We start from the raw sequence: 17649 nt of genomic DNA, 5'->3' as shown, positions 1-17649 counted from the left end.
CTTTGTTAGCGTAACGCGTAACGGAGTCTTATGCGTTACAGGAGGCTGAGTGATGTCCGATCGGCTGCCGGCGAGCTACTACCTCGCCGCGACGCTGGCCCGGGTCGGGGACGAGATGGTGGCGTTCACGCTCGTCCTGCTCGTGCTGGAGCGCACAGACAGCCCGGCGCTGGCTGGTCTCACCGGAGCCGCCTACGCCCTACCCGCAGTCATCACTGGACCGCTGCTCGGTACTTGGCTCGACCGCACGCCATACCGGCGTACTGCGCTCGGGCTCAACCAGGCTGTCCTGGGCGCGGTGATGCTGGCCATGCTCGCGGTCGTCGGCCACACCGCTCACTGGGTCACGCCGGCCCTGGCCGCTCTCGCCGGTACGACGCTGCCGCTCGTGAGCGGGGGTTTCACCAGCATGCTGCCGAGTCTGGTCCCTCAGCCGCTGCTGGCGCGGGCGAACTCGCTGGAGGCCGCAAGCTTCGGTGCAGCCACGATCACCGGTCCGGCGACTGCTGCCACGATCGCTGCCGCTGTCTCGGTCGACGCTGCCGCAGCGGTCATTGCCGTCACCGCGACGCTCAGCATCGTCGCGATCATGCGGCTGCCCGCACTACCTGCCGCGATCGACGTCGCAGACCGAGAGCCCTTCCTTGGCTCGGTAGTGGCCGGCCTGGCGCATCTGGCCCGTACTCCGCGGCTGCGGGCCTCCACTGTCACGACGACGCTGCTCATGGGTGTCATGGGCGTCCTGCTGATCACACTGCCGCTCCACATGGAGTCACTGGGCGCTCCAAGGTCCGCCGCTGGGTACCTGTGGACCGCTCTGGAGATCGGGAGCGTCGCCACCGCCCTACTGTTTGGCCGTTGGCAGACCCGCTGGCGCCCCGAGCACGTGGTGATGGTGTCGGTGGCGCTCTACGGACTGGCCTTCACCACCTGGCCGCTGGCTTCGAGCCTTGCCGTCCTCCTGGTGCTCGCGGCGGCCACCGGTCTTCTGGAGGGGCCGATGCTGCCCGCGATGTTCTCCGCGCGTCAGCAGTACAGCTCGGTTGAGCTGCAGGGCCGCGTGAGCACCACAGCCGCCAGCCTGCGCGTTGGAGCGGCCGCCCTGGGCCAGGCAGCCGGCGGACTCCTGGTGCCGGTCGTCGGCACCCACGCTGCGCTGCTGGCCGTGGGGGCAGCACTGCTCGCCGCGTCGGCTCTTGGCTACCTCTCGACGCTCAGCCGGGCCGCCGTACCGGCGCGGCTTTGAGGATCAGTCGAGGATGACCGAGCGGGTGAGGCTGCGGGGCTGGTCCGGGTTGAGGCCCAGGGCGAGGGCCTTGGCGACCGCCACCCGCTGGGCCACCACCAGGGAGGCCATCGGGTCGAGGTCGGGATGGTGGACGATCGTCGCGCCGGTCGCGGCCACGTCGTCGAGCAGACCCTCGGGCGGAGTACCGAAGATCCAGACGCCACGGCCCGGCTGGGCGATGGCGATCGGGCCGTGCCGGTAGTCCATCGCCGGGTACGCCTCGGTCCACGCCGACGCCGCCTCGCGCTGCTTCAGGCCGGCCTCGTGCGCCAGGCCGACGGTCCACCGGGTGCCCAGGTAGGTGACCTGCTCCAGCTTCGCCAGATCGTCCACGTCGACCGTGAGCGCCGTCTCGGCATCGACCGCGGCCTGGGTCAGGTCCTCCCCCAGCGACGCCCGGAGCAAGGCCAGCGTCGTGGTGGCGAACCGGGTCTGTACGACGGACTGCTCGTCGGCGAAGTCCAGCAGGATCGTCTGGTCGGCCAGGTCGACGATCGGTGAGCCGGGGGTGGCGGTGATCGCGATCGTCGGGATGCTGGTCTGCCGGATCAGCTCGAGCACCTCGGTCGTCGTACCGGACCGGCTGATCACCACCACCGCGTCGTACTCCCGGCCGGCCGGGAACTCCGACCCCGCGAACGCGTCGGTCAGGCCCTGGCCGAGGTCCTCGCGCAGCGCGGCGTACGCCATCGCCATGAACCAGGAGGTGCCGCAGCCGACGGCTGCAACCCGTTGACCAGAGGCGGGCAATGCGCCACCGTACTGCGCGAAACCGGTCGACACCTGCCGCCAGAGGTCGGGCTGAGTGGCGATCTCAGTGCTCACGAATGGCGTGTCGGTCATGTCGTCTCCGGAGATGTAATGGTCGAAACTGCTCGAACGTGATCGAATGGTGCCAACCGGCAGCCGTCCGGCTGACCGATTGTGTGAAGGAGGAGCCCCGGGTGAAACGTTATGAACGTCTGAACACGTTGCTCGAGTCGCTCGCCGAGAAGGGGGCGATCGATGTCGACGAGCTCGCCGAGCAGTTGCACGTGTCCGCGGCGACGATCCGGCGCGATCTGGACCACCTGGGAAAACAGCAACTCCTGACCCGTACTCGCGGCGGCGCGGTGGCCAACGCGGTGTCGTACGACCTGCCGCTGCGCTACAAGACTGCGCGTTTCGCATCGGAGAAGCAGCGGATCGCGCAAGCCGCTGCCACCCTGGTCCGCCGCGGCATGGTGATCGGCATGAACGGCGGCACCACGATCTCCGAGGTGGCCCGGACGCTGGCCACCCGGCCGGAGCTGTCCGCCGAGCACGGTGAGCCGGCCTTCACCCTCGTCACCAACGCGCTGAACATCGCCAACGAGCTGATCGTCCGGCCGCACGTCAAGATGGTGCTCACCGGCGGCGTCGCCCGGCCGCAGTCCTACGAGATGATCGGCCCGCTGTCGCACCGGATCCTGGCTGACCTGTCGCTGGACATCGCCTTCATCGGTGTCGACGGGATCGACGAGACCGGCGCCACCGCCCATCACGAGGGCGAGGCGAACATCAACCAGCTGATCGTCAGCCGCGCGGCCAAAGTGGTCGTGGTGGCCGACTCCAGCAAGCTCGGCCAGCGGGCCTTCGCGCGGATCTGCGAGCTGAGCGAGATCGACACCCTCGTCACCGACGCCCAGGCCGACGAGTCCCAGCTGGCCGTCTTCAAGGAAGCCGGCATCGACGTCATCCGGTCCTGACATCGCCCGCACCTCCTTCAAGGATGATTTCTGACCTGTCGGCACGATCATATCTGCTCAAGGGCCGAAGTTACGAGCAAGAGTGCGCAGCCTCCGCGCGGGAGACGCTGGCAGAGCGCCTCGGGACGCTAGGCTTCGGGCTAGATGAGTACCGCAGCGTCATCGATCAGGGAGGGCATCATCGCCACGGGCATCGACCCCACGTCCTGGGCCTACGCCGAGGACTACACCGGTGAGGACGAGGTTGTCACCGGTGCACGGGCGAGCGCCGAGGACAGCGGCATCTCCGCGATCGGCCCGGGCGCGGCCTCCGCGCTGAGCATGCTGGCCGCCGCGGTGGGCGCCAAGGCGGTCGTCGAGATCGGCACCGGCACCGGCGTCTCCGGGCTGGCGCTACTGCGCGGAATGCGCACCGACGGCACGCTGACCACGGTCGACATCGACGCCGAGAACCAGCGCCTCGCCCGCAAGACCTTCCTGGACGCAGGCGTCCCCTCGAACCGCTTCCGGCTGATCGCCGGCTCCGCGCTGGACGTGGTCACCCGGCTCACCGACGGCCACTACGACCTGGTCTTCTGCGACGCCGACAAGCGCGAGTACACGGCGTACCTACACGAAGCCCTCCGCCTGCTCCGCCCCGGCGGCCTGGTCGCCTTCGACAACGCCCTCTGGGAAGGCCGCGTCGCCGACCCCTCCCACCGCGACCCCGACACCAACGCGATCCGCGACCTCATCCGCGCGATCCGCGAGAACGACGACCTGGTCTCCGCCCTCCTCCCCGCCGGCGACGGCCTCCTTACCGCCGTCAAGCGCCCCTGAACCAAGTACTTTCCGTCTTCGTCACTTGCTGCGCACGAAAGTTGCAGAAAGTGAACGGGGGTGTGGTAGAACTACCTAATCAAACCGACATTGGCGCTAATCAGGCCCTCGATTAGCATGATTGTTGGTTGTTGTTAGGGGGTTCAGCATGCGCTCGTTCGCCGACCTCGACCGACTGATCGGCCAGGTACCTTCACACGTCGTGATGCGTCTCCGCGACATCGACACCGGCCGAGGAAGCGAGGCACTCTACCGGCATCAACTGCCGGCCCTACTGACGGAGCTCGCGAGCCGTGCCCGTGTTCAGAGCATCACCGCGTCATCGGCGATCGAAGGTGTGGTCGTTCCCGACTTGCGGAGAGCTCAGCGGATCATCGACGGCGACGCCGGAGTACTGCGTAACCGCAGTGAGCAGGAGCTGGCTGGTTACCGCAAAACGCTCGACTACCTGTTCCAGGAGGACTGGCACCCTCTGAACGTCGGCCTGATCCTGCACCTGCACCGGCTGCTCTGGTCGGAGACCGCCTTGGATGGCGGTCGACTCAAGATCGACGACAACCTTGTAGTGGACCGCTCGCCCGACGGCAGCGTGACGGTACGTTTCGTACCGGTTCCCGCGGCCAAGACGGAGAGCTGTCTCGCCGATCTGCTCGAGCGCTATCAGGCCGCGCAGACAGCATCGCGCCACCATCCGATCCTCTTGGTCGGCCTGGCGATCCTCGATCTGCTGGTCATCCACCCCTTCGCTGACGGCAACGGTCGAGTAGCCAGGGCACTGACCAACGCGCTGCTGATCGACGCGGGGTACGAAGTCTGCCGGTGGGTATCGCTGGAGCAGTCCATCGCCGATACCGCTGACGAGTACTACGACACGCTGCTGCGCTCGACCGCCGATTGGCATGAAGGCGAGGCCGATCCGTGGCCGTGGCTCAGCTACTTCGTCGTCACTCTTGCTTCGGCGTACGACACCTTTGCTCGTAAGGCGGCAGCAGACCGGTCCGGCAGCACGAAACAGGATCGAGTCCGCACTCATGTGCTGAAGCACGCCGCACCCGTCTTCAAGCTGGCCGACGTCCGGGAGGCGTTGCCCGGGATCAGCGACCAGACCATCAGACTCGTTCTCGATGAGCTCAAGACGGACAAACTGGTCATGCCTGAGGGCACTGGCCGGGCCGCGCGCTGGCGGCGAATCCCACCCATACGATCGAGCAGCTCGCCCGCCTAGCAGATTGCCCAGGCGGGCTAGCGGGCTAGAGGGTTAGCCGGAGTGTTTGGTTAGTTCGGCGGTTACCTGGTGCCAGGCGTCGGTTTGGGGGTCTATGACGTCGTAGTGGCCCGCGCCTTGGACGGGGATCAGGCGGGCGGTGGGGTGGGCCGTGACGTAGGAATCGGCGATGGTGATCGGGACGCGGGTGTCGCCGGTGCCGTGGACGATCGAGATCGGGGTGATCGGGGCCGGGAGGCGGACCGGGTCCAGGTCGTTGCGGACGCCGCTGCCGATGAAGTCTTGTACTGCGCCGTCGTCGAGCCCTAGGCGGTCTGCCATCAGCAGGTCGGCCACCGGGGCCAGGGCCACGGTGCCGCGCAGGCGGACCGGGTTCATGGTTGCAGCGGCCCACAGCGCGAGCTGGCCGCCTGCCGAGTGGCCGGCGAGGACGAAACCCGCGTGGAGGTCCATCAGATCCGGCAGCCTCTCCAGAGCGTCCCGTACGTCGTCCATGGTGGCGTCGGGGTTCCCCGGCTCGCGGCGGTACTCGATGGACGCCACCGACCATCCCTCGGCGGTCAGGGCCTCCCCCAGCGGCCGGGCGTGCACCCGGTCGTACTCCGGCCGCCAGAACCCGCCGTGGATGAACACGATCGCGGGCCGGTACTCCTTGGCGTGCCAGACGTCGATCACCTGGTCCTCGTGGTCGCCGTACCGGAGCAGTTCGTCCGGGTCGGCGGCCTCGCGGGACAGGACAGAGCGGTTCTCACTCATCTGACCTCCCTAGGAAACGCAGGGCGTTGTCAGACAGCAGCTTGACCTGCTGCACCTCGGAGAGCCAGTCGGCCCGCCGGACAACCTCCCCGACGGGACGTTCACCGAGCGGGTACGGGTAGTCACTGCCGACCATCACCCGGTCCTCGCCGAGGGTGTCCACCAGTAACCGCAACGCCGCCTGCTCAAACACCACGGTGTCGACCGAGAACCGGTCCAGGTAGTGACTGGGCGGATGCTGCGACCGCCCCCGTACGACGTCGCCGCGCCGCTGCCAGGCGTTCTCCACCCGGCCCAGCCAGAACGCGAAACTCCCGCCACCGTGGGCGAAACACAGCCGCAGCGACGACGGCAGTTCGTCGAAGGCGCCGCCCAGGATCATCGCCAGCAGGGACAGATGCGTCTCCGCGGGCATCCCGGTCAGCCAGCGGGCCATCCACCGGTCCAGCCGCGGCCCGCCCGGCATGTCCCACGGGTGCACCAGCACCGGCGCACCCACCTCGGCGCAGTGTTTGAGGAAGGCAACGATCCCGGCGTCGTCGAGATCCTTGTCGCCGACGTGGTTGCCGATCTCCACCCCGACGTGGCCCGCGGCGAGGCAACGGTCCAGTTCGGCGCAGGCTGCGTCGGGATCCTGCAGCGGCACCTGGCAGAACGGGACCAGGCTGTGGTCGCCGGCCAGCGTCTCCAGGGTCAGGTCGTTGAAGATCCGGGACACCTTCACCGCCTGGTCCGCGGGCCGGTCGTAGGCGAAGAACACCGGCGTCGGCGACACCACCTGCAGGTCGACGCCGTCCGCCGCCATGTCCTGGTGCCTTACCGCCGGATCCCAGGTCTGCGGCCCGATCGGGCGGAACTCGTTCTCCCCCACCATGATCATCGCGGCCCGCTCGGAGTCGATCCGCAACCACGGCCAGCCCTCCCCGCCGCACGCCGCCGCGAGATCCGGCCAGCCCTTCGGGACCAGATGGGTGTGGACGTCGACGACCGGACGCATCAGCCCTTGCCTGGGTGGACTGTGCCGCAGTTCGGGCAGGTGCGGGCGTCCTCGCTGTCGTAGAACGCCTTGAACACCGGCGGCAGGTCCTCGACGATGTCGTTGACCTGAAGTTCGACCTCGTGCACGACGCCGTTGCAGTTGGCGCAGTACCAGCGGAACTTCTCCAGCGTGCCCTGCTCCCGGACTCGCTCGATCACCAGGCCGATCGAGTCCGCGTCACGCTGCGGCGAGTGCGGCATGCTGCGCGGCAGCACCCACATCTCGCCCTCGTTGATGTCCACCCGGGCCGGTCCGTCGTCCGTCATCACGTCGACGTGCATGGTGCCCTTGATCTGGTAGAAGAACTCCTCGTACGGGTCGACGTGGAAGTCGGTGCGCTGGTTCGGCCCGCCGACCACCATGGTGATGAAGTCGTCGCCGGTGGGGAACATCTGCTTGTTGCCGACCGGCGGCTTCAGCAGGTGCTTGTTGTTCTCGATCCACTCCGGGAAGTTCGTCGACTCCAGGTTGGCCATCACGTCACTCTCCAAGTTTCTGCGGGATCGCCGCGACTGCTTGAATCTCGATCAGTAGTTGCGGATGGGGCAGTTGATGTACTGCGACTGTGGTGCGGGCCGGCCCGTTCTCGTCGAAGAACTCGCCGTACACCTCGTTGTAGCCACCGAAGTCGTTCATCGACACCAGGTACGTCGTGACGCTGACCAGATCTTCCAGCCCGGCGCCGACCGCGCCCAGGATGTCCCGGATGTTCTCCAGCACCGCGCGGGTCTGCACCCGAATATCCAATGAGGTGGTCCCGAACTCGTCCACGGAAGCGCCCGCGATCGTGTTGTCCGGCAACCGGCTCGACGTCCCCGACACATACGCGAACCCACCTGCCACCTTCACGTGCGGGAACCGCCCGCGCGGCGTCGCCTTCCCTGCCACGAGTTTCGCGTCGGAGCTCATGACAACTCCACGCAGACGTTGGTGAGCTCGGAATAGAAGTGCAGTGAGTGCTTGCCGCCCTCGCGGCCGATCCCGGAGAGCTTGACGCCGCCGAACGGAGTCCGCAGGTCGCGGAGGAACCAGGTGTTCACCCAGACGATGCCGACCTCGAGTGCCGCTCCCGCGCGGTGCGCCCGGCCGACGTCCCGGGTCCAGACGGTTGCCGCGAGCCCGTACTGGCTGTTGTTGGCCAGCGCGAACGCCTCCTCCTCGGTGTCGAAGGGCGCGATGTGGCAGATCGGGCCGAAGATCTCCTCGGTGTTCGTCCGGGCGTCCGCCGGCAGCCCGGTGACCACCGTCGGTTGCACGTAGCAACCATTGTCGCGGGCATCCCCGAAGGTCGGCACTCCGCCGCCCGCGAGGAACTTGGCTCCCTCCGAGCGCGCCAGTTCGTAGTACCCGAGGACCTTTTCGCGGTGCTGCTGCGAGATCAGGGGCATGTTCACAGTGGCCTCGTCCGAGGGCCAGCCGAACGTGAGCTCACTCGCCCGCGCGGCCAGCCGCGAGCAGAACTCTTCGTAGACGGGTCGTTCGACGTAGAGCCGTTCGGTGCACAGGCAGACCTGGCCGCCGTTGGTAAAGACCGAGCGGACGGAACCCTCGACAGCCGCATCCAGGTCGGCATCCGCGAAGATCAGGCCCGCGTTCTTGCCGCCCAGCTCGAACGAGGTCGCCTTGACCCCGTCGGCCGCCGCCTTGGCGATCGCGCTGCCGGTCGCGGATTCCCCGGTGAAGGTGATCGCGTCGACCCCCGGGTGCTTGGTCAGGAACTCCCCGGCCGAAGACGGCCCGAAGCCGTGCACGAGGTTGAAGACACCAGCCGGTACTCCGGCATCGGCCATCACCTCGGCGAGAACGGTGGCCGAGGAGGGGGTCTCCTCCGAAGGCTTCACCACCACAGTGTTGCCGCAGGCAAGCGCCGGGGCCACCTTCCAGGTCAGCAACAGCAACGGGAGGTTCCACGGCACGATGATCGCGACCACGCCGACGGGCTTGCGGACCGCGTAGTTCAGCGCCCGGCGGCCGTCGGCGAGCGTGGTCGTGTACGACTCGGTGGAGGCGGTGGTGGCGAAGTCGGCGAAGGCGCGGAAGTTCGCCGCACCGCGCGGGATGTCGAGTGTGCGGGCCTGGCTGATCGACTTCCCGGTGTCGCCTACCTCGGCGGCCACGAGGTCTTCGAAGCGCCGTTCCAACTCGTCCGCGACCCGCCGGAGGATCACCGCCCGCTCCTGCTCGCTCATCCTTCCCCACGGGCCCTTCAACGCCGCCCGGGCCGCGGTCACGGCGGCGTCCACCGTCGCGGCGTCCGCCTCGCAGACATCGAAGATCTTCTGCCCGGTCACGGGGCTGAGCTTGGCGAAAGTGGATTCGCTCTCCACGAAGGCGCCATCGACGAAGTTCCGCAGCAGCCCGGCCTCACTCGGCTCTCCGGTCAACAACTCCGGCCGCCACAGAGTCGCGTTCATCGCCGTCTCCTGCCCGCGCGGGCCGCGGCGCCTATAACAGCGGCTCCGGCGAGGACCGCGCCGGCGAGGTACTGGTGCTGGCGGTGGACGCGGTCGCGGACCTGGGCGTACGGAGTCGTGGAGAAGGAGACGAGTTCGTAGCGGGAGACGTAGCGGCCCGGGAGGAGGCGTTCGAGACCGTGCTCGATGCGCTTGCCGAGGCGGAAGACCGGGGAGGCGACCTTGTCCCGCATCTCGACGAAGTTCGCCAGCGCCATCTCCGCGATCGCCTCGGTGTTCTCCCGCCGCCGGTGCTCGTACAACGGCAGCGCCCGCGCCCAGGATCCGCCGGTGTCACCGAGGCTGCGGTCCAGCTCGACCACGTCCTCGAAGGCACAGTTCGCGCCCTGCCCGTAGAACGGCACGATCGCGTGCGCCGCGTCCCCGACCAGCGCCGTCCGCCCGTGCGCCTGCCACGGCTGGGTGTGCACGGTGCCCAGTACGCCGACCGGGTTGTGCCGGTAGTCGTCGACCAGCTCAGGGGCCAACGGCAACAAATCCGGGTAGTTGGTGCGGAAGTGCTGCTCGATCGCCGCGGAGGTGTTCAGCGCGTCGAAGCTGCCGGTCGGCCAGAACAACGTGCAGGTGAAGGACCGATCCGGGTTCGGCAGGGCGATCATCATCGACGTCCCCCGCGGCCAGATGTGCAGCGCACCCGGGTCCAGCGCGAACTCGCCGCCAGCCGACGGGATGCTCAGCTCCTTGTACCCGTAGTCGAGGAAGTCCACCTCCTCGGCCAAAGCCCCCTCAGCCAGCAACTGCCCGCGTACTGCGGACCCTGCCCCGTCCGCACCCAGTACTACGTCCGCATGCGCCTCGACCTTGCCCGCCGGTGTCTCGAAGATCAGCTTCCCGGCCTGCGAGTCGAGCTCGAGCAGCCGATGCTCGAATCGGATCTCCACCCCGGGAGCAGCCTCGGCGGCGTCGAGCAGGGCGTTGTTCAGCGCACCCCGGCTGATCGAGTTGATCGCCCGCTCACCGCTCGCGCTGTACTGCTGGAAGTCCAGCGGCCCTTCCACCGGGTGGATCATCCGCCCCTTCATCGGCAGCGCGTCGGCCATCACCTGGTCGACCAGGTCGATCCGGCGCAACGCGTCCAGGCCTCGCTCGGAGATCGCCAGGTTGATCGACCTCCCGCGCTCGGCCTGACCGCCGCGCGGATCCGGCCGCCGCTCATACAGGGTGACGTTCAGGCCCCGCCGCGCCAGGAAGCAGCCCAGCAGGCTCCCCGCCAGCCCCGCACCGACGATGGCGACACGCTCACTCATGCAGTCTCCGGAACTGTCTCGGCCAGCGCTTGTGCCGCGCGCCAGCAATCGTGGTACGTCGAGTAGAGCGGCACCGGCGCGAGGCGCAGTACGTCGGGCTCGCGGGCGTCGGCGATCACCCCGAACTCGAAGCGGAGCACCTTCGCCAGCTCCCCGGCAGTACGGGCGCCGCCGATCCGCAATGAGAGCTGGGCGCCGCGGCGAGCCGGGTCGGTCGGCGTGATCACCTGCAGCGGCCGGCCCGGCGTGACACCGGCAAGCAACCTCTCCAGGTACTCCGTGAGGCGGATGCTGCGCTCGCGGAGAACCGCGATGCCAACCTTGTCGAACAGCTCGAGGGACGTCCGGACCGGGCTCATCGAGAAGATCGGCGGGTTCGACACCTGCCAGGCGTCCACCGAGGCGGGTGGACGCGAAACAGCGGCCATCTCGAACCGGCTGCTCGCCTCCGTGCTCCACCACCCCTCGAACCGCTGCAGCGTCGGGTCACCCAGATGGCGCTCGTGCACGAAGGCTCCGGCGAGTGCTCCCGGGCCGGAATTCAAGTACTTGTACGAGCACCAGGCGGCGAAGTCCACGTCCCAGTCGTGCAGGGCTAGCGGGACGTTCCCGGCGGCGTGCGCGAGGTCCCAGCCGACCACAGCACCGGCGGCATGACCCGCGGTGGTGATCGCCGGGATGTCCATCAGCTCGCCGGTCAGGTAGTTCACCCCGCCCAGGAGCACCAGGGCCACCTCGGACCCCAGCCGCTCGACGACGTCCGCAGTACGGAGGCAGTCCTCGCCTTCGCGTGGGCGGAGGCGGACCACGGCGTCGTCCGGGTCGAAACCGTGGAAGCGCGCCTGCGAGCGGACCGCGTAGCTGTCCGACGGGAACGCCGAGTCCTCGATCACGATCCGGAAGCGTTCGGGGGTCGGCCGGTAGAACGACACCATCAGCAGGTGCAGGTTGACCGTCAGCGAGTTCATCACCACGGTCTCGCTCGGGAGCGCACCGACCAGGCGGGAGGCCGGACCGGTGAGCAGTTCGTGGTAGGGCAACCACGGCCTGGCGGCGTCCAAGTGACCCTCGACGCCCAGTGCCGCCCAGGAGTCGAGATCCTCGAGCAACTCGCTCCGGGTCGCCTTGGGCCGCAGGCCGAGGGAGTTGCCGGCGAAGTACGCCACGTCCGGGTAGCGGCCGCCGTCCACCGGCGGGACGTCGAACAGCTCCCGGTGGCCGGGGTCGGCCGCGTCCAGCGACTGGGCCCCAGCCTCGGACAGCTCGGCGGCTGCTGGGTCGCTCACGCCTCGATGACCGTGCCCTTCCCGATCGCCGTCACGCCACCCTTGCTGACGGTGAAGCCGCGCTCGCGGTCCAGGTCGGGGTCGACGCCGATCTTCACCCCGTCCGGCACGATCACGTTCTTGTCCAGGATGACGTTCTTCAGCACCGCGTTGGCGCCGATCTTGCAGTTGTCCATGATCACCGAACGCTCGATGGTCGCCCCCGAGCTGACGATCACGTTGGCGCCGAGCACGGAGTGGTCGACGCTGGCGCCGGTGATGATCGACCCGGCGCAGACGATCGTCTCGCCGACGGTCGCGTTGTCGGTGAACTTCGCGCCCGGAAGTTGCGGGTGCGAGGTGAAGATCGGCCAGTCGTGGTTGTAGAGGTTGAACACCGGCTGGATCGAGACCAGGTCCATGTGTGCCTCGTGGTAGGAGTCCAGCGAACCGACGTCGCGCCAGTACGAGTGGTCCCGCTCCAGCGCGCCCGGGATGTCGTTGTCCTTGAAGTCGTAGACCCCGGCCTTGCCCTCGGCAACCAGCATCGGCACGATGTCGCCGCCCATGTCGTGCCGGGATGCCGGATTGGCCGCATCCTTGCGCAGGGCCTCGACCAGCACGTCCGCGGTGAACACGTAGTTACCCATCGACGCGAACGTCTCGTCCGGCGAGTCCGGCAGCCCCGGCGGATCGGCCGGCTTCTCCAGGAACTCCGCGATCGTGTGCCCGTCGTCCCCGGTCTTGATCACGCCGAACTCCGACGCCTCGACCCGCGGTACCCGGATGCCGGCCACGGTGACGCCGTTCCCGCGCTCGAGGTGGGCGTCCACCATCTGCGAGGCGTCCATCCGGTACACGTGGTCCGCGCCGAAGACGACGATGATGTCGGGCTGGTGGTCGTTGATCAGGTTCATCGACTGGTAGATCGCGTCGGCGCTGCCCTGGTACCACTGCGGGCCGAGCCGCTGCTGGGCCGGCACGCAGGTGACGAAGTTGCCCAGCAGGGTCGACATCCGCCAGGTGAGCGTGACGTGCCGGTCGAGCGAGTGCGACTTGTACTGCGTCAGCACGCACAGGTGGCGGTAGCCGGCGTTGACCAGGTTGGACAGCACGAAGTCGATCAGGCGATAACTGCCGCCGAACGGCACGGCCGGTTTGGCCCGGTCCGCCGTCAGCGGCATCAGCCGCTTCCCCTCGCCACCGGCCAGCACGATTCCGAGAACTCTGGGTGCCTTCGCCATGTCCGCACCTTAGCTTCGCTTGGCCCTTCGCAATAGACGGTTGCGAGTGTCGCCACACCAGTGACCGGTACCGCCGGTGCGCAGCCGCCGCCAACACCGGACACTGGGTCCATGCCAACCCTCGTCGAGCCGACTCTTGCTGTTCACCGTTCCTTCCTCGAGGCTTGGGACGAGTTGGAGCCGCACGAGGAGCGCTGGATGGGGGCCGCGGGGCTGAACGACCAGTGGACCCGGGCCGAGGCGGAGGATCCCGAGCAGTTCGCCCAGCTGATCGACGCGATCCTGGCGGAGGCGGACGAGGAGACCGAGATGCCCTCCGACCTCGTGCACCAGACCGTGCTGTGGTTCGTCGAGGCGGACCAGTGGCTCGGCCGGCTCTCCATCCGGCACCGGCTCACCCCCGCCCTGCTGGAGCTCGGCGGCCACATCGGGTACGTCGTACGGCCGTCGGCCCGGCGCAAGGGGTACGCCACCCAGATGCTGGTCCAGTCGCTGCCGTTCGCGGCCCGGCTCGGCATCGATCCCGCGCTCGTGACCTGCGACGGCGACAACGAACCGTCCCGCAAAGTCATCCAGGCGGCCGGCGGCGAACTCGAGGACGAACGGCACGGGAAGCTGCGATTCTGGGTCCCCACCCGCGTGTCCTGATGCCCTATGGTCGGGGGATGAAGATCGCGATCCTGACGCGTGAGTTCCCTCCGGACGTGTACGGCGGGGCGGGGGTGCACGTGGACTTCCTGGTCCGCGAACTGCGCCGCAGGCTCGACGTCGAGGTGCACTGCATGGGCGAACCACGGCTCGGCGCGATCGCGCACTCCGAGGACGACCCGCGGATCCCTCAGGCGAACGCGGCCCTGCGGATTCTGTCCACCGACCTGACCATGACCGCAGCCGTCGGCTCGGCCGAGCTGGTGCACTCCCACACCTGGTACGCGAACATGGCCGGCCACTGGGCGAAGCTCCTGTACGGCGTACCGCACGTGGTGACGGCGCACTCGTTGGAGCCCCGGCGGCCGTGGAAGGCGGAGCAACTGGGTGGCGGTTATCGCCTGTCCAGCTGGGCCGAGCAGACGGCGTACGAGGCCGCGGACGCGGTGGTCGCGGTGAGCCGGGGGATGCGGGACGACGTCCTCGACTGCTACCCCACGATCGACCCGGCCAAGGTGCACGTGATCTCGAACGGCATCGACGCGGACTTCTACCACCCCGACCCGGCGACCCACGTGCTCGAGCGGCTCGGGGTGGACCTGAGCCGGCCGTACGTCACCTTCGTCGGGCGGATCACCAGGCAGAAGGGCGTTCCGCACCTGCTCCGCGCCGGACTCCAACTGGACCCGTCGGTGCAACTCGTCCTGCTGGCCGGCGCGGCTGACACAGCCGAGCTCAAGGCGGAGACGGACGCGCTGATCGACGAGCTGAAGGCCGCCCGCGACGGGGTCTTCGTTGTCTCCGAGATGCTCCCCCGCGAGGAGGTCCGCCAGGTCCTCACCCACGCCCTGGCCTTCTGCTGCCCCTCGGTCTACGAGCCCCTCGGCATCGTCAACCTGGAAGCCATGGCCTGCGAAACGGCCGTCGTCGCCAGCGCAGTCGGCGGCATCCCCGAGGTCGTCGACGACGGCGTCACCGGCACCCTCGTCCGGTACGACGAGAACGACATCCCAACCTTCGAACGCCAACTGGCCGAAGGCATCAACGACCTGGTCGCCAACCCCGCCAAAGCGGAAGCCATGGGCAAGGCGGGCCGCGCCCGGGCAGTCTCCGAGTTCGGCTGGGACGCGGTGGCCGACCGCACTATCAGCCTGTACCAGTCGCTCGTCCAGTAGGTGGCATCCGGCGCCCCGAGGGCGCGCCACGGAGTACAGCGGTGGTTGCGGTTCGCTTGAGCTACTTGTGGAGGACCACCAGGTTGTAGTCGGTGCCTGGCGGTACTCCCGTGCCCAGCGGCGGCGGGAGGCCGACATCAAAGCGGGCGTTGACCAGGGCAAGCTTGCCGTTCTGCTCGGCGACCGCGGTCGGGATGCGGAAGGCGCCCTTCACGTCCGCGTCGGTGACCGTCGCGACGATCCGCGCGGTACGGAGGTCATGACTGAGTTTGAGCGTCATCAGTCTCTCGGTGAAGTTCTCGACCACGTACAGCTTGTTCCCGCGCAACAGGATGCCGTCCAGCGAGCCCGCGCTGAGCGCGCCGCCGGTGACCGTGATCTCGCGGCTGGAGCCGGTCCGGGGGTTGATGGTGAACAGCTTGCCGAGGTCGGTGTGGTCGACGATGAGCCTGCCGTTCGCAGCCGCGATCCCGTTGAGGTTGAAGCCGCCGGGAACGATCGTCGCTGCCGGTCCACTCAGAGCAATCGCTCGCGCGCTGCCGATCTTGCCGTGGTGGCCGATCCGGACCTTGTAGATGACCGGGTTGAACGAGTCGGTGAAGTAGGCGGCGTCCTTCGTCAATGCCACGTCATTGATCAGTGAGGCGCCGGGAGTGGCGAGAGCGAGGTCGGCGAGCGGCGTGCCGTTGCGGGTGTCGTAGACGTACGCGTGCCCGGTGGGACCACCGGCGACCCACAGCCGGTGATGGGCCCGGTCGAACTTCAACCCGCCCGCGATCCTGCCCGCGGGCGCATCGATGAACGTCGCCCCCTTGCCGGTGCGCAGATCCGCCCGATAGATGTCCCCGTCCCGCAGCGACCCGACGTACACGGTCGTTCCGGTGCCTGCCGCGATGCCCTCGGGCGAGAAATCGTCCGGCAGCGGCACGGACCGCACCGACGGCGCGGCCATTCCCATCGTCAAGACCACCACTGGCACGACAGCCAGCAACCTGCTGATTCTTCGCACGATGCCCTCCCTGAACAGTGCCTCCCCTCTTTCGAAGCTAGGCCTGCATCGCGCACCGGTCCAGGTTCCGCCCCCACCCATCACCCACCGCCAGCCACCGCTCCCCCAGCGTGGCCAGCCGTTTGCCTAGTTGATGCCGGCGGTCGGGTTGTCTGTGGTTAGCCAGGTGGTGAGCAGGCGGGCGCCCGCGCCTGTCGCGCCCAGGGAGTACTCGTACTCGTCGCGCTGGGACTCCGCGATGCTCGACAGGTCCAGGTGCGCCCAGGGGAGGCCGCCGGAGAACGCCTTCAGGAAGAGGGCCGCGGTGATGGAGCCTGGGCCCTTCGAGCTGTTCACCGAGTCGGCGATCGGGGTCGAGATCAAGTCGGTGTACACGTCCGGCAACGGCATCCGCCACAACCGCTCGCCCGCGGCATCACCCGCGCCGGCCAGGTTGTCGGCCAACGCGTCGTCCGTGGCGAAGAGCCCGCCGTACAGCATCGAGCCGAGGGACACCTTGATCGCGCCGGTCAGGGTGGCGATGTCGACGAGTGCGTCGGGCTTCAGCTCGTTCACCGCGTACGCGAGTCCGTCGGCGAGCACCAGGCGGCCTTCGGCGTCGGTGTTCTTGACCTCGGTGGTGCGCCCGCCGTAGTGCCGGATCACGTCGTCCGGCCGGTACGCCGTGCCCGACGGCATGTTCTCGGCCGAGCAGATCAGGCCGGTGACCTTGATCTTGGCGCCGAGCTCGCGCAGGGCGGACATCGTCGCGATCACCGAGCCGCCGCCGGTCATGTCGCGCTTCATCGACACCATGCCCTCGCGCGGCTTGAGCGACAGCCCGCCGGTGTCGTAGGTGATCCCCTTGCCCACCAGTACGACGTACGGCGTGTTCTTGTTCGCGCCCTCGGGGACGTAGTCGAGGCGGATGAACCGCGGCGGCCGGGTTGAACCCTGGCCGACCGCGAGGATGCCGCCGAAGCCGTCGGCGGCGAGCTGCTTCTCGTCCCAGACGCGGACGTCGAGGCCGGTGGCCCCGGCAAGCTCAGTCGCGCGGGCGGCGAGCCAGGCAGGGTCCTTCTCGTTCGACGGCGTGGTGGCGAGCTCACGGGCCAGCCATCCGGTCCGGCCGATCACCAGGCCCCGGTCGAGTACGGCCGCCCGGTCGTTGCTGGTGCCGTCGGTCAGGCTGATCCGCTCGACGGCCGGCTTGCCCGGGTCAACGGTCTTGCGGTGGAAGGTGAAGGAGCCGAGCGCGACCCCCTCGGCGAACGCCTGGAGCGCCGCGTCCTCGATGCCTTCGGCAACGACCGTGGTCAGCTCGTCCTTGCCGCGGCCGAACCGGGCGATCGCCGCACCGGCGTGTCGCAGATCCGCGGGCGAACCGTCCCCCGCGCCGACGAGCAGCACCTCGGCCACCTCGCCGGCCAGCAGCGGGTACGCCGCCGTGGCACCGGCAGTCGGGCTGAAGCCGGTCGACTGCTGCACCTCCAGCAGCCGGTCCAGGTCGACGCCCAGTCGCTCTCCGGCCTCCTTGGCGGCAGCGGGCAGACCGGCCTCGCCGACCACGATCACCCAGGTATGGGAGCCGTGGACAGGGAGCCCGGGCTGCCAGGTCAGAGCCGGCAGGGTGGGAAAGACGTTGCGCGCAGCGGTTCGGCGAGCCACCAGGGGGTCCTCACTCTTTGATCAAATGTGTCGGGGCAACCGTAACGACCCCGGTCGGTGCCTCAAAAGGCACCCACCGGGGTCGT

The 17649-nt window shown here is 68.5% G+C and carries 17 protein-coding genes; 6 read left to right on the top strand and 11 right to left on the bottom strand.

Annotated features, from left to right (window positions below; all coding sequences use genetic code 11):
* The first annotated feature begins 52 nt into the window (after window positions 1-52).
* Window positions 53-1246 (top strand): MFS transporter, encoded by a 1194-nt coding sequence (locus ACFPJ1_RS32900; RefSeq protein ID WP_380109967.1) that lies wholly within the window; start codon window positions 53-55, stop codon window positions 1244-1246.
* A 3-nt stretch (window positions 1247-1249) separates the two neighbouring features.
* Here ACFPJ1_RS32900 and ACFPJ1_RS32895 read toward each other — a convergent pair whose 3' ends face one another.
* Entirely contained in the window at window positions 1250-2131 is an 882-nt protein-coding gene (locus tag ACFPJ1_RS32895; RefSeq protein ID WP_380109965.1) for an SIS domain-containing protein, read from the bottom strand.
* Window positions 2132-2232: 101 nt separating this feature from the next.
* Between ACFPJ1_RS32895 and ACFPJ1_RS32890 the strand changes: the two genes are divergently transcribed.
* The 3 genes from ACFPJ1_RS32890 to ACFPJ1_RS32880 all read left to right on the top strand — a co-directional run bounded on the left by ACFPJ1_RS32890 (window position 2233) and on the right by ACFPJ1_RS32880 (window position 5059).
* Complete coding sequence (locus ACFPJ1_RS32890) at window positions 2233-3015, top strand: DeoR/GlpR family DNA-binding transcription regulator (RefSeq protein WP_112244167.1); 783 nt, start codon at window positions 2233-2235, stop codon at window positions 3013-3015.
* Between the two features lie 144 nt (window positions 3016-3159).
* Complete coding sequence (locus ACFPJ1_RS32885; protein WP_380109962.1) at window positions 3160-3834, top strand: O-methyltransferase; 675 nt, start codon at window positions 3160-3162, stop codon at window positions 3832-3834.
* A 148-nt stretch (window positions 3835-3982) separates the two neighbouring features.
* Complete coding sequence (locus ACFPJ1_RS32880; RefSeq protein WP_380109961.1) at window positions 3983-5059, top strand: Fic family protein; 1077 nt, start codon at window positions 3983-3985, stop codon at window positions 5057-5059.
* A gap of 33 nt (window positions 5060-5092) precedes the next feature.
* Here ACFPJ1_RS32880 and ACFPJ1_RS32875 read toward each other — a convergent pair whose 3' ends face one another.
* From ACFPJ1_RS32875 to glgC, 8 genes are read right to left on the bottom strand one after another with little or no spacing between them, the layout of a single operon-like run.
* Window positions 5093-5815, bottom strand: a complete 723-nt coding sequence (locus ACFPJ1_RS32875) for an alpha/beta hydrolase family protein (protein ID WP_380109959.1) — start codon at window positions 5813-5815, stop codon at window positions 5093-5095.
* Window positions 5808-6812 carry an amidohydrolase family protein gene (locus tag ACFPJ1_RS32870; protein WP_380109958.1) on the bottom strand — a complete coding sequence of 335 codons (1005 nt, stop codon included), beginning with the start codon at window positions 6810-6812 and terminating at the stop codon, window positions 5808-5810. Before ACFPJ1_RS32870 ends, ACFPJ1_RS32875 begins: the two co-directional genes overlap by 8 nt.
* Complete coding sequence (locus tag ACFPJ1_RS32865) at window positions 6812-7330, bottom strand: 3-hydroxyanthranilate 3,4-dioxygenase (RefSeq protein WP_380109957.1); 519 nt, start codon at window positions 7328-7330, stop codon at window positions 6812-6814. Before ACFPJ1_RS32865 ends, ACFPJ1_RS32870 begins: the two co-directional genes overlap by 1 nt.
* Before the next feature lie 4 nt (window positions 7331-7334).
* Window positions 7335-7763 carry a RidA family protein gene (locus tag ACFPJ1_RS32860; RefSeq protein ID WP_380109956.1) on the bottom strand — a complete coding sequence of 143 codons (429 nt, stop codon included), beginning with the start codon at window positions 7761-7763 and terminating at the stop codon, window positions 7335-7337.
* Window positions 7760-9268 (bottom strand): 2-hydroxymuconic semialdehyde dehydrogenase, encoded by a 1509-nt coding sequence (locus ACFPJ1_RS32855; RefSeq protein ID WP_380109954.1) that lies wholly within the window; start codon window positions 9266-9268, stop codon window positions 7760-7762. Before ACFPJ1_RS32855 ends, ACFPJ1_RS32860 begins: the two co-directional genes overlap by 4 nt.
* Complete coding sequence (locus tag ACFPJ1_RS32850; protein ID WP_380109952.1) at window positions 9265-10575, bottom strand: FAD-dependent oxidoreductase; 1311 nt, start codon at window positions 10573-10575, stop codon at window positions 9265-9267. The genes ACFPJ1_RS32855 and ACFPJ1_RS32850 overlap by 4 nt, the downstream gene beginning before the upstream one ends.
* Window positions 10572-11861, bottom strand: coding sequence for a kynureninase (gene kynU / locus ACFPJ1_RS32845; RefSeq protein ID WP_380109950.1), 1290 nt, complete (start codon window positions 11859-11861; stop codon window positions 10572-10574). The genes ACFPJ1_RS32850 and kynU overlap by 4 nt, the downstream gene beginning before the upstream one ends.
* Window positions 11858-13084, bottom strand: coding sequence for a glucose-1-phosphate adenylyltransferase (gene glgC / locus ACFPJ1_RS32840; RefSeq protein ID WP_380109948.1), 1227 nt, complete (start codon window positions 13082-13084; stop codon window positions 11858-11860). Before glgC ends, kynU begins: the two co-directional genes overlap by 4 nt.
* A 111-nt stretch (window positions 13085-13195) precedes the next feature.
* On the opposite strand from glgC, the gene ACFPJ1_RS32835 reads away from it, so the two are divergent.
* Window positions 13196-13732, top strand: a complete 537-nt coding sequence (locus ACFPJ1_RS32835; protein ID WP_380109946.1) for a GNAT family N-acetyltransferase — start codon at window positions 13196-13198, stop codon at window positions 13730-13732.
* A gap of 17 nt (window positions 13733-13749) precedes the next feature.
* Window positions 13750-14907 (top strand): glycogen synthase, encoded by a 1158-nt coding sequence (gene glgA, locus ACFPJ1_RS32830; protein WP_380109945.1) that lies wholly within the window; start codon window positions 13750-13752, stop codon window positions 14905-14907.
* 61 nt (window positions 14908-14968) lie between these two features.
* On the opposite strand, the gene ACFPJ1_RS32825 is transcribed toward glgA, so the two are convergent.
* Together ACFPJ1_RS32825 and ACFPJ1_RS32820 are read right to left on the bottom strand one after the other, a co-directional pair.
* Window positions 14969-15916 (bottom strand): YncE family protein, encoded by a 948-nt coding sequence (locus tag ACFPJ1_RS32825; protein ID WP_380109944.1) that lies wholly within the window; start codon window positions 15914-15916, stop codon window positions 14969-14971.
* A gap of 126 nt (window positions 15917-16042) precedes the next feature.
* On the bottom strand, window positions 16043-17563 hold the full coding sequence (locus ACFPJ1_RS32820; RefSeq protein ID WP_380109942.1) for a leucyl aminopeptidase family protein: 1521 nt from the start codon (window positions 17561-17563) through the stop codon (window positions 16043-16045).
* Window positions 17564-17649: the final 86 nt, after the last annotated feature.

The sequence above is a fragment of the Kribbella qitaiheensis genome, from assembly GCF_042657745.1.
Lineage (GTDB): Bacteria > Actinomycetota > Actinomycetes > Propionibacteriales > Kribbellaceae > Kribbella > Kribbella qitaiheensis.
The sequence above is the reverse complement of the archived record's forward strand: the minus strand, read 5'-3'. Positions and strand labels throughout refer to the sequence as shown.